Source organism: Klebsiella sp. HMSC25G12 (assembly GCF_001807705.1).
GTDB lineage: Bacteria > Pseudomonadota > Gammaproteobacteria > Enterobacterales > Enterobacteriaceae > Klebsiella > Klebsiella variicola.
In genome coordinates, this window is sequence record NZ_KV789911.1 from 12973 (window position 1) to 24812 (window position 11840).

Below are 11840 nucleotides of genomic sequence, written 5' to 3' on the forward strand. Positions count from 1 at the left end.
TAAATGAAGCAGGTGGGTATTGTTGGCTGGCGGGGAATGGTAGGCTCTGTATTACTGCAAAGAATGATCGAAGAAAATGATTTCGACGATATTTCAGCGCATTTTTTTAGTACCTCAAGTGCGGGCGGTGTGGGCCCGGTTATTAATGGTAAAAGCGACATCCTTAAAGATGCGAATTCCCTTAGCGCCCTCGCCGAAATGGATATCATCATCACCTGTCAGGGCGGGGATTATACCAAAGCCATCTATCCAGCGTTAATTAACCATGGCTGGCAAGGTTACTGGATTGACGCCGCTTCGGCGCTGCGGATGGATGAAAAAGCCTGCATTATTCTCGACCCGGTCAACCGCGATAATATCGATCGTGCCGTGAAAGCAGGAGTGAAACTGTTTGTTGGCGGCAACTGCTCCATTACGCTGAGCCTGATGGGGCTGGCCGGGCTGATCAAGGCTGACCTGATCGAATGGATGAGCGTGATGACCTATCAGTCTGCCTCCGGAGCGGGCGCCAAACAGGTGCGGGAATTAATCGCGCAAAGCGCTTATATCAGTCAGCATTTATCTGCGGATGAACTGACGGCATCAGGTTCAGTACTGCCATTGGTAAATAAAGTGAGTGAGCTGATTAACAGCGCGGGTATGCCGGTGGAGAATTTTGGCGTCCCGTTGATGGGCAGCATCATTCCCTGGATCGACAGCGATTTAGGCGATGGAAACAGCCGCGAAGAATGGAAGGGCGAGGCGGAAACCAATAAAATTCTTGGCCTTGCGCCCGGCACCATTCCGGTCAATGGCTTATGCATTCGGGTCGGCGTGATCCGCTGCCACAGCGCTGCCATTACCCTTAAACTTAAACGTGAGGTCAGCGAAGCGGAATTCGCTGAGTTAGTCACCCATTCCCATCCATGGGTAAACTATGTCCGCAATAATAAGCAAGAGAGTGTCAGTCAATTGACCCCGGCTGCTATTAGTGGTTCGCTGCAGGTAGGAATTGGCCGCTACAAGACAATGTCGTTAAATAATGAACCCGTCTACTCGGTGTTAACGGTTGGCGATCAGCTACTGTGGGGTGCGGCGGAACCCCTGCGCCGCATGTTAAATATCCTGCTGGGCAAAATATAGTTACGGTCATCCGGGGAAAGCCCTCGCGCGCAGGCGGTTAAGACAAATGTTTAACGAAGCGTTTGCGGACCTCCTTGTAGCCGTTATTTTCATAAAATTGATGCTCTCTGATTCTTTTTTCACTGCTTGAAAGTTCGATCTGAGCGCATTGTTTATCGCGGGCGAGGCGCTCTGCGGCATGGAGAAGTTGCTGGCCTATCCCTGATCCACGTGATGATTCCTCAATGATCAGCGCGGAAATTAATGCCCATAAACGGTTCTCATGTACCGGTAAAATAAAATTGATAACGATTACGCCACACACGGCGTTTTCTGTTTCCGCCACCAGCGCACTCATCATACTCTGCGGGGCAGTGATGCGTTGTTCTAAGATCGCCGTCTCCGTCTGATAGCCCAGCTGCAGAAATAGCGTTTTCAGCGAGGGGATATCTTTTGATTCAGCCGCTCTGATGAACACCATGGTCTTCGACTCCAAATAGCGTGTTACCGGACCGGAAGCGGGCCGGTGGATACCTTATTCTCCGGTCCGCTCCCGTATACGCCACTCAGTCCATCAGACTGACCTGGGCGGCGACAATGCGCCAGCCGTAGGGGAAGCGTACCCAGGTCTGCTGCTGGCGGCCCAGGCGGGCGCTGCCTTCGCGGGTGAACTCGGTGCTGCACACCGCCATATCCGCGCCAAAGGTAGTAATGGTGGTATGGCGCAGATCGCGGGCCAGACCGGCGGCGGGGCGGGCGGCGCGAAAGGCGCGGATCGCCTCGATGCCATACAGATTTTCGCCGGCTCCCAGCCGTACGGTGCGCGGGTCGTGCCAGAACAGCGCATCCAGCGCCTCGATGTTATTGCTGACCAGCGCCTCTTCATACTGATAAAACGCCGCCGTCACCTCGGCGAGGATCGCCGGGCGGTCTACATTATCCATATTGATCATGCTGCACTCTCCGCCACTCGGGCATCGGTAATGCCCATCGCTTCCAGCGCCCGCGCGGCGCGAAGACAGGCTTGTTCGTTAAACGGCGCGGCAATCAGCTGCAGGCCAATCGGCTTACCGCTGGCGGTACGCAGGGGCACGGTCACCACCGGCAGACCGAGGAAGGAGATCGGCTGCGTTAGCATTCCCATGCTGGCGCGCACCGGCAGCGGCTGGCCGTTAATTACCATCTCCTCCGCGCCTATCGGCGTGGCGCTGCATGGGGTGGCGGGGGCGATCAGCACGTCGGCCTGGCTGAACAGGGATTTCATTGCCTGGCGAGCATGACGGCGAAAACGCTGAGCCTGCAGATACCATGCGGAGGGGATCATCGCTCCGGCAAGCAGCCGCTCGCGGGAGTGAGGTTCAAAACGCTCTGGCGAGTGGCGAAGATCCGTCAGGTACTGATTGCCGCCTTCGCTGGCGCTGATGATAAAGGCCGCCGAGCGGGCCAGCGCGGCATCCGCGAACTGCAGCTCGCTGTCGGCGCCCAGCGCGTGGGCGACCCGATCCACGGCCGCCCGGGCGTCGTCATCGCACCAGGTGGTGAAATAGCCGCCCAGCCGCGCGCAGCGCAGCCCCTCCAGTCCGCGCTCCAGCAGATTGCCGGTGCGCTCGCTGGCTTTATCAGCCTGAAAGTCATCGGCCGGGTCGCGCCCCTGCAGGGCGTCATACACCGCGGCGAGGTCGGCCACCCGGCGGGCAAAAGGACCAATATGATCCAGGCTGGCGACAAACGGATGGCTGCCAGAGCGCGAAAGGCGACCGAAAGTGGGTTTCAGGCCAAAGATCCCGCACAGCGACGCGGGGACGCGGATCGAGCCGTTGGTGTCGCTGCCGAGGCTGAAATGGACCAGCCCGGCCGCCACCGCCGCGGCCGAACCGCCGGACGATCCGCCGGCGATCCGCGACAGATCGTGCGGATTGCGCGTCGCGCCATAGTGGCTGTTTTCAGTGGTAAAGCCGTAGGCGTAGGCGTCCATATTGAGCATCCCGCTGAGCAGGGCGCCGGCGCTGTGCAGCTGGCGCACCGCCCAGCTGTCGCTGGTCGCCGGCGGCCGGTCGCTCAGCAGTTCCGCCCCGGCGAGGGTGGTATGCCCGGCGACATCAAACAGATTTTTCACTGCGTAAGGAATCCCTGCCAGCGGCGGCAGGGGGCGCTTTTCCCGGCGCAGGGCGTCAATGCTGTCGGCCTCCGCCAGCATGCGCTGGGCGGTGACCTCGGTCCAGGCGTTGATCTGCGGATTCACGCGGGCGATGTCGTCCAGCGTCTGGCGGGCGATCTCCCGGGCGCTGAGTTCGCCCTCGTGCAGCGCACGCTGGATCTCGGCGATGGTGAAGTGATGAAGAGTCATGCTTTATACACCCCCGCAATCTCCTCGCGCGGCCCGAGGGGATAGTCCATCAGCGGCTGCGCCATGGCGGCGATGCGGGCAAACTGGCGCTCCAGCTCTTCACGACGGGGTGCATCCAGCTCCAGGTGCAACAGGTGAGTCATCTGCGTCAGATACTCGCTCCAGTCTGGCTGTGTGGTCATGGTCTGCTCCTTAGTATCCGGCGGCGGCGCCGTTGCTGCGTGGATCGGTCGCCCCTTCAAGCAGGCCGTTGGGATGGCGGACAATGGCGCCGGCGTGGCCCATCGCTTCGCTGAAATCAGCCAGCACTTCCACTTCGTGCCCCAGCTCGCGCAGTCGCGCGATACAGGCGGGGGCAAAGCGTCCCTCCAGCTTCAGTGAATCGGAGGACTGGCCCCAGGTGCGGCCCAGCAGCCAGCGCGGACGGGAGATGCTCTCCTGCAACGGCACCCCCTGCAGGATATAGCGAGTAAACAGCGCCGCCTGAGTTTGCGGCTGACCGTCGCCGCCCATCGAGCCATAGACCATCACCCGGCCATCGTTCAGGCGGGCGGCGGCAGGGTTGAGGGTATGGAATGGCTGTTTGCCAGGGGCCAGCGCCAGGAGATGCTGCGGATCGAGGCTGAAGGCCGCCCCGCGGTTTTGCCAGACGATCCCAGTGTCCGGGAGCACCACGCCGCTGCCGAACTCGTGATAGATACTCTGAATAAATGACACTGCCAGTCCGCTGTTATCCACGACGCCCATCCAGACGGTATCGCCCGGGCCTTTGCCGCGGCCCCAGGGGGAAGCGCTGGCGTCGTCGATGCTGTCGGCCAGCGGCTGCAGGGCTTCCGGGGTGAGCAACTGCTGTACATCCACATCCAGATGGCGTGGATCGGTGATATGCGCATCGCGCAGGGCAAATGCCCGCTTGGTGGCTTCGACAATACGGTGCACCGTTTGCGCGTCGTCGGCATCGGCCATGTTCAGGCGGTCGGTGATGCCAAGGATCGCCAGCGACACCAGTCCCTGCGTCGGCGGCGCAAGATTCCACAGCGTGCCCTGCTGGTGCTGGAGCGTCAGCGGCGCCGGACGCCGGGCGCGGTGGGCCTGCAGGTCGCCGAGGGTGATCGGCATCCCCAGCGCGGCCATACCCTGCGCGAGACGCTCGGCCAGCGGCCCGCGATAGAAACTGTCGAGACCGTCGCTGGCCAGCATGCGCAGGGTACCGGCGAGGGCGGGCTGGCGAAAGCGGCTGCCGGGCCGCGGGGCCTCGCCCGATACCAGCCAGGTTTCGCTGAAGCCCGGCTGATGGCGCAACTCTTCCAGTTTGCTGGCGGTGGCGTGGGCTTGCGAGGCGGTGACCGGAATACCGTCTTCGGCATAGCCGATCGCATCGGCCAGCAGGCGGGCCACCGGCAGCGCGCGGCCGGTTAAGTCCCGTGAAATACGCAGCGCCTCGTCCCAGCCGCTGACGGTGCCGGCGACGGTCAGCGCGGCCTGCGGTCCCCGGTGGGGAATATGCTGCCGTCCGGCGTAGGCCTCGAGGGTCGCCAGCGATCCGGCCGCCCCGCTGGCGTCAATGGCGATGGGGTCTCCCTCAGGCGGTACGATCAGCCAGAAGCCATCGCCGCCGAGGCCATTCATATGGGGATAGACGACGGCGATGGCCGCCGCGGCAGCCACCATCGCTTCAATGGCGCTGCCGCCCTCGCGCAGGATCGCCAGCGCGCTCTGACTGGCGAGGTGATGGGGGGCCACCGCCATGCCGTGGGTCGAAACGTTGCTACTGTGCATAAATTATCCTTTCTGAACGAATCACCCGCAGAACACTGCAAAAGCTGTTCCATCTCTGAACGTTTCGTTTCATTGATAAAAACAATGACCAGAATTTTCCCACTGGCACGCTATGTGTAAGGCATAGCAGATACAGTATGATGAGGGATGGATGATGAAACGAAAGTTACAGGGGCGCTATGCAACAACTCGATGAACGACTGAAAGGGCAATACGCCTCGCTGTCGCCGCAGGAGCAGCGGGTGGCGGATTTCATCTTTGACCACTTTGATGACCTGATAAGCTACAACAGCGCCGAGCTGGCGCAGCTGAGCGGCGTGTCGAAAGCCACCGTCAGCCGGCTGTTCAAGCGCCTCGGTTATGACAAATATAAGGATATGCGCGATGAACTGCGCACCCTGCGCCAGAGCGGGATGCCGCTCACCGACCAGCGCGACGCGGTGCAGGGTAACACGCTGCTGGCGCGCCATTATAAGCAGGAGATGGCGAATCTCACCCAGTGGGTCAACGCCCTCGACGCCCGCCAGTTCGCCGAGGCGCTGACGGCGATGGTGGCCGCGCGCCGCATTGTGGTGGTGGGCATGCGTAACGCCTATCCGGCGGCGCTGCATCTGCGCCAGCAGCTGCTGCAGGCCCGCGGCCAGGTGCTGGTGCTGCCCCAGCCGGGCCAGAGTCTCAGCGAAGAGCTGGTCGATCTGACCGCCGATGATCTGGTGGTAATGATGGCGTTTCGCCGCCGGCCGCGAATAGTACGCCCGCTGCTGCAGCAGCTGCAGCGCGACGGGGTGCCGGTCCTGTTAATGTGCGAGCCGCAGGCCCACAGCCTGTTTCCGCTCTCCCGCTGGCAGCTCTGCGCGCCGCTGGACAGCGTCTCCGCCTACGACAGCTATGCCTCGGTCAACAGCCTGATTAATCTGCTGGCCAATGCCTTTCTCCATGAAACGCTCGACAGCGGTCGTCCGCGCATCCACGATATCGCCACGCTTTATCAGCAACTGGACGAGCTGGAACAACGCTAATGGGGCGCCAGCGTGGTGCTGTGCATTATTATGGTGCAAGAAAAATCACGTGATGGCGCCGCCGCTCGCTGAACACTTTCCCGTTAACGCTTGTCCTTTCTCACTTTTTGTTTTAATTCCTCGCCAACTCTCGCCTCGTCTGTATCTGGCACATTAGTTGCAAAAACAGATTAAAAGAATCTTTTGTTTCATGCTAACGTAACGGGTAAACATCATGAAGAAACTGTTGATCGCACTGGCCGGGGCCGCTTGTCTCCTTTCGTCTGTTTCTGCCGCGCAGGCTGACCAGCTCCAGGATATTGAAAAACGCGGCGTCATTCGTATTGCCGTGCCTCAGGATTTTCCGCCGTTCGGCTCGGTGGGCACCGACCTGCAGCCGCAGGGGTATGACATCGATATGGCGCGCTATCTGGCGAAATCGATGAAGCTCAAGCTGCAGCTGGTCCCGGTGACCAGCGCCAACCGCGTGCCGTATCTGCAGACCGATAAGGTGGACCTGGTGATCTCCAGCCTCGGCAAGAACGCCGAGCGCGAGAAGGTGATCGACTTCAGCCGCGCCTACGCGCCGTTCTTCCTCGGCGTGTTTGGCCCGAAAGGGGCGGAACTGAAGGACGCGGCCGCGCTGAGCGGTAAAAGCATCGGGGTGACCCGCGGGGCAGTGGAAGATATGGTACTGACCAGCGTGGCGCCGCAGGCAGCGCAGATTAAGCGCTACGAGGATAATAACACTACGCTGTCGGCTTACCTGTCCGGTCAGGTGCAGTATGTCGCGACCGGCAATCTGGTGGTGGCGGCCATCTCCCGGCAGAACGCCGACAAAGCGCCGGTCCCGAGCTTTATGCTGAAGGACTCGCCGTGCTTTATCGGTCTGAAAAAGAACGAACCGGCGCTGAAGGCGAAAGTGGATACCCTTATCGAGCAGGGCATTAAGGACGGCACCCTCAACGGTCTGTCTGAGAAGTGGCTGAAAGCGCCACTGCCTGCCAGCCTCGGCGCGTAAGGTCTGGGGATGACGGAGCAACTTCATTTCTCTGAGCTCTGGCCGCACTGGCCGGAGCTGCTGGCCGGCCTGTGGGTGACGGTGCAGTTGACGGTGCTGGCGACGATCGGCGGGCTGGCGATCGGCATCCTCGGGGCGGCGATCCGCAGCGGGCGCCCGGGAATGCTCAGCCGGGTATGGGGCGGATATGTGGAAATCATCCGCAACACGCCGTTTGTGGTGCAACTCTTTTTTATCGTCTTTGGTTTACCGAACCTTGGACTGAAGATGACCGCCGGTGAAGCGGCGCTGCTGGCGATGGTGGTTAACCTCGGCGCCTATAGCACCGAGATCGTCCGCGCCGGTATTCAGGTGACGCCGAAGGGCCAGTGGGAAGCCGGTCGCGTGCTCGGGCTTAGCAGGACGCAAACCTTCGTTCGCGTCGTATTGCCCCCGGCGCTGCAGCGGATTTACCCGGCGCTGGTCAGCCAGTGCATCATCGTGATGCTCGGCTCGTCAGTGGTGTCGCAGGTCTCCTATGAGGAGCTGACCTTCGCCGCCAACCTGATCCAGTCGCGGACATTTTTGAGCTTTGAGGTCTATCTGGTGACCACCGGGATCTACTTAGCGTTATCGATAGCGATGCGCCAGCTGCTGATGGCGGCGGGGCGTAAATGGCTGGGGGTACAGGCCTGATGACCACTTTTACTGACTGGGACATTATCCGCAACCTGCTGCTGGCCGGTCGCTGGACGGTGCTGCTGTCGCTGGTCGCGTTCACCGGCGGGGCGCTGGTCACCTTACCGTTACTGCTGCTGCGCCTCACCGGCGGACGCCAGGTGAAACGGTTGATCCGCGGCTACATCGAGCTGTTTCAGGGCACGCCGCTGCTGATGCAGCTGTTTCTGGCATTCTTTGGCGTGGCGCTGTTCGGCATCGACGTCTCGGCGTGGACCGCCGCCTCGGTCGCTCTGACGCTCTACACCAGCGCCTTTTTGCTGGATATCTGGTTCGGCAGCATTCGCGCGCTGCCCAAAGGCCAGTGGGAAGCCTCGCGGTGTCTCGGGCTGAGCTTCGGCCAGACCTTGTACCGGGTGGTGGCGCCGCAGGCGCTGCGCATTGCCATCGCGCCGACGGTGGGCTTTGCCGTACAGGTGATCAAAGGCACGGCGCTGGCATCGATTATCGGCTTTGTGGAGCTGACCAAGGCCGGGACGATGCTGACCAACGTCACTTATCAGCCGTTTAAAGTGTTTGCCCTGGTGGCGCTGGGCTATTTCATTCTGTGCTATCCGCTGTCCCGCTACAGCCGCTATCTGGAGAACAAATTCAATGCCTCTCATCACCATTAATCAGATGCAGAAGTACTACGGCGACAACCATGTGTTGAAGGGCGTCGATCTGGATATCGACATGGGGGAAGTGATCTCGATCATCGGCCGCAGCGGCTCGGGTAAAAGCACCCTGCTGCGCTGTATCAATGGTCTGGAGGGCTACCAGGAGGGCAGTATCAAGCTCGGGGGCATGACCATCACCGACCGCGATTCACAGGCCCGGGAGATCAGCCGCTCCATCGGCATGGTGTTCCAGAACTTTAACCTGTTCCCGCACATGACGGCGCTGGAGAACGTCATGCTGGCTCCGCGGCGGGTACTGAAGAAGTCCCAGGCCGAATGCCTGGAGCTGGCGCAGCGGATGCTGGAGAAGGTCGGTCTTGGCGACCGTCTGGATTACTATCCGGCCAATCTCTCCGGCGGCCAGCAGCAGCGCGTGGCCATTGCCCGGGCGCTGGCCATGTCGCCGAAAGTTTTACTCTGTGACGAAATCACCTCGGCACTCGACCCGGAACTGGTGGGTGAAGTGCTGAAGGTGCTGGAGCAACTGGCGGCGGAAGGTATGACGCTGATCCTCGTCACCCATGAAATGAACTTTGCCCGCGAAGTGGGCGACCGCGTGGTGTTTATGCATCAGGGACGCGTCTGGGAGCAGGGCGACAGCAAAACGCTGTTCGCCAGCCCGCAGACCAGCGAACTGAAACAGTTTATCTCCTCGGTGCGCGGTCTTAACTAACGTAAGGAATGGCAGATGGATATCACTCAGTTTTCGCAAATTAACCCGCCGCAGCGCCTGCTGATGGGGCCGGGGCCGATCAATGCCGACCCGCGCGTGCTGCGCGCCATGTCGAGCCAGCTGGTTGGCCAGTACGATCCGGCGATGACCCACTACATGAATGAAGTCATGGCGCTCTACCGCGGTGTGTTTCGCACCGAAAATCGCTGGACGATGCTGGTCGACGGCACCTCGCGCGCCGGGATCGAAGCGATTCTGGTGTCGGCGATCCGTCCGGGTGACAAAGTGTTGGTGCCGGTGTTCGGCCGGTTTGGACATCTGCTGTGCGAGATCGCGCGTCGTTGCCGGGCAGAGGTGCACACCATCGAGGTGCCGTGGGGCGAGGTCTTTACGCCGGATCAGGTTGAGGACGCGATCAAGCGCGTGCGCCCGCGCCTGCTGCTCACCGTGCAGGGCGATACTTCCACCACCATGCTGCAGCCGCTGGCGGAGCTGGGGGAGATTTGCCGTCGTCACGAAGTGCTGTTCTATACCGACGCCACCGCGTCGCTCGGCGGTAACCCGCTGGAAACCGACGCCTGGCAGCTGGACGCCGTGTCCGCCGGGATGCAGAAGTGCCTGGGCGGTCCTTCCGGCACCTCGCCCATCACCCTCAGCCCGCGGATGGAAGAGGTCATCCGCCGCCGCCGCTGCATTGAGCAGGGGATCCGCACCGATGCGCATCACGACGGCGTCGACGAGATGATCTACTCCAACTATTTCGATCTCGGCATGGTGATGGATTACTGGGGGCCGGAGCGCCTTAACCACCATACCGAAGCGACCTCGGCGCTGTTCGCCGCCCGGGAGTGCGCGCGCCTGATCCTCCAGGAGGGACTCGACAACGGCATCGCCCGCCACAAACTGCACGGCGATGCGCTGCTGAAGGGCATCCAGGCGATGGGGCTCGAGACCTTTGGCGACCTGCGGCACAAAATGAATAACGTGCTGGGGGTGGTGATCCCCAACGGGGTCAACGGCGATCAGGTACGCAAACTGATGCTGGAAGATTTCGGCATTGAAATTGGCACCTCGTTTGGTCCGCTGCACGGTAAAGTCTGGCGCATTGGCACCATGGGCTATAACGCGCGTAAAGACTGCGTGATGCAGACGCTCAGCGCGCTGGAAGCGGTCCTGAACTACCTCAAGTTCACCACCACTCAGGGCGCGGCGATGCAGGCGGCCTGGGATCACTACCGCACCGAGGCCACCCTATGAGTGATACCGCCCGCCAGCAGGCGGAGAGAGAAGCGGCTGCCAGCCGGGTGATGGCGCGTGCCGATCGGCTGGCCACCCTTAGCGAAACCGCCGATGCCCTGACCCGGGTCTATCTGTCGCCCGAGCATCTGCAGGCCAACCAGTTGGTGGGCCAGTGGATGCAGGCTGCCGGCATGATGGTGTGGCAGGACAGCGTCGGCAACATCTGCGGACGCTATGAAGGACAACAGGAGGGGGCGCCGGCGGTGCTGCTGGGCTCTCATCTTGACACCGTGCGCAACGCCGGGCGCTACGACGGCATGCTCGGCGTGCTGGCGGCGATTGAGGTGGTCCAGCGTCTGCACCAGCAGGGGCGACGGCTGGCAAAGGCAATCGAGATCGTCGGCTTTGGCGATGAAGAGGGCACCCGCTTTGGTATTACCCTGCTCGGCAGCCGCGGCGTCACCGGCACCTGGCCTGAAAGCTGGCTGTCACAGTGCGATACCGACGGCGTGAGCGTCGCCCAGGCGCTGGTGAATGCCGGACTCGATCCGGCGCGGATCGGCCACGCGGCCCGTCATCCGCGGGATATCGCCGCCTATCTGGAACTGCATATCGAGCAGGGGCCGTGCCTGGAGCAGGCGGGGCTGGCGCTCGGCGTGGTGGAGGCGATTAACGGCGCCAGACGGCTGAACTGCCGCTTTACCGGCGAAGCTGGCCATGCCGGCACGGTGCCGATGCTCCACCGCAAGGACGCCCTCGCCGCGGCGGCGGAATGGATGGTGCAGGTGGAAAACCTGACCCGGCAGCGCGGCGGTAACCTGGTGGCGACGGTCGGCACCCTGCGCTGTGCGCCGGGCGCGGTGAACGTGATACCGGGCGAGGTGCAGTTGACGCTGGATATTCGCGGCCCGCAGGATGCGCCGCTGACGGCGCTGCTGGATGAGCTGCTGGGCGAGGCGCAGGCCATTGCCGGGCGTCGCCAGCTGCGTTTCGCCGCCGAGGAGTATTATCGCATCGCCGCCACCGCCTGCGACAGTCACCTGCAGGCGGTGCTGGGCGAGGCGGTAGCGGCGGTGCAGGGGCGTTCGCTGACGCTGCCGAGCGGCGCAGGGCATGATGCTATCGCCATCGCCGAGCGCTGGCCATCGGCGATGCTGTTTGTGCGTTGCCTGGGGGGCGTCAGCCATCACCCGGCGGAGTCGGTCACCGCCGCCGACGTCGGGCTGGCTATCGACGCTTTCTCCCGGGCGGTAGAGAAGGTGGCCGACGCCTGATCGCGCCGGTCACCGTGCCCCGGCTGGCGGCT

General features: G+C 62.0%; 13 protein-coding genes. 8 read left to right on the forward strand and 5 right to left on the reverse strand.

From position 1 onward, the window contains the following. Window positions 1-3: 3 nt before the first annotated feature. Entirely contained in the window at window positions 4-1122 is a 1119-nt protein-coding gene (asd, locus tag HMPREF3096_RS21765) for an aspartate-semialdehyde dehydrogenase (protein WP_070544588.1), read from the forward strand. Window positions 1123-1159: 37 nt separating this feature from the next. Here the strand turns inward: asd and HMPREF3096_RS21770 are convergent, their stop codons facing one another. From HMPREF3096_RS21770 to hpxW, 5 genes are all read right to left on the reverse strand, one after another. Continuing rightward, entirely contained in the window at window positions 1160-1582 is a 423-nt protein-coding gene (locus tag HMPREF3096_RS21770) for a GNAT family N-acetyltransferase (protein ID WP_070544589.1), read from the reverse strand. A gap of 85 nt (window positions 1583-1667) precedes the next feature. Further along, window positions 1668-2054 carry an oxalurate catabolism protein HpxZ gene (hpxZ, locus tag HMPREF3096_RS21775; protein ID WP_070544590.1) on the reverse strand — a complete coding sequence of 129 codons (387 nt, stop codon included), beginning with the start codon at window positions 2052-2054 and terminating at the stop codon, window positions 1668-1670. Then, window positions 2051-3448 carry an AtzE family amidohydrolase gene (locus HMPREF3096_RS21780; RefSeq protein WP_012541680.1) on the reverse strand — a complete coding sequence of 466 codons (1398 nt, stop codon included), beginning with the start codon at window positions 3446-3448 and terminating at the stop codon, window positions 2051-2053. The genes hpxZ and HMPREF3096_RS21780 overlap by 4 nt, the downstream gene beginning before the upstream one ends. Continuing rightward, window positions 3445-3630, reverse strand: a complete 186-nt coding sequence (gene hpxX / locus HMPREF3096_RS21785) for an oxalurate catabolism protein HpxX (RefSeq protein WP_012541681.1) — start codon at window positions 3628-3630, stop codon at window positions 3445-3447. The genes HMPREF3096_RS21780 and hpxX overlap by 4 nt, the downstream gene beginning before the upstream one ends. Before the next feature lie 10 nt (window positions 3631-3640). Beyond that, entirely contained in the window at window positions 3641-5227 is a 1587-nt protein-coding gene (gene hpxW, locus HMPREF3096_RS21790) for an oxamate amidohydrolase (protein WP_038422574.1), read from the reverse strand. Window positions 5228-5406: 179 nt separating this feature from the next. On the opposite strand from hpxW, the gene hpxU reads away from it, so the two are divergent. From hpxU to hpxK, 7 genes are all read left to right on the forward strand, one after another. After that, window positions 5407-6246, forward strand: a complete 840-nt coding sequence (gene hpxU / locus HMPREF3096_RS21795; protein WP_008804829.1) for a MurR/RpiR family transcriptional regulator HpxU — start codon at window positions 5407-5409, stop codon at window positions 6244-6246. 214 nt (window positions 6247-6460) lie between these two features. Then, on the forward strand, window positions 6461-7246 hold the full coding sequence (locus HMPREF3096_RS21800; protein WP_004143665.1) for a transporter substrate-binding domain-containing protein: 786 nt from the start codon (window positions 6461-6463) through the stop codon (window positions 7244-7246). 9 nt (window positions 7247-7255) lie between these two features. After that, window positions 7256-7921, forward strand: a complete 666-nt coding sequence (locus HMPREF3096_RS21805; protein WP_004176117.1) for an amino acid ABC transporter permease — start codon at window positions 7256-7258, stop codon at window positions 7919-7921. Beyond that, window positions 7921-8577, forward strand: coding sequence for an amino acid ABC transporter permease (locus tag HMPREF3096_RS21810; protein WP_004179948.1), 657 nt, complete (start codon window positions 7921-7923; stop codon window positions 8575-8577). The genes HMPREF3096_RS21805 and HMPREF3096_RS21810 overlap by 1 nt, the downstream gene beginning before the upstream one ends. Further along, window positions 8558-9295: an amino acid ABC transporter ATP-binding protein gene (locus HMPREF3096_RS21815; RefSeq protein WP_070544591.1), complete on the forward strand. Its 738-nt coding sequence runs from the start codon at window positions 8558-8560 to the stop codon at window positions 9293-9295. Before HMPREF3096_RS21810 ends, HMPREF3096_RS21815 begins: the two co-directional genes overlap by 20 nt. 15 nt (window positions 9296-9310) lie before the next feature. Continuing rightward, on the forward strand, window positions 9311-10552 hold the full coding sequence (locus HMPREF3096_RS21820; RefSeq protein ID WP_008804831.1) for a pyridoxal-phosphate-dependent aminotransferase family protein: 1242 nt from the start codon (window positions 9311-9313) through the stop codon (window positions 10550-10552). Further along, window positions 10549-11808 (forward strand): allantoate amidohydrolase, encoded by a 1260-nt coding sequence (gene hpxK, locus HMPREF3096_RS21825; protein WP_063266861.1) that lies wholly within the window; start codon window positions 10549-10551, stop codon window positions 11806-11808. Before HMPREF3096_RS21820 ends, hpxK begins: the two co-directional genes overlap by 4 nt. Window positions 11809-11840: the final 32 nt, after the last annotated feature.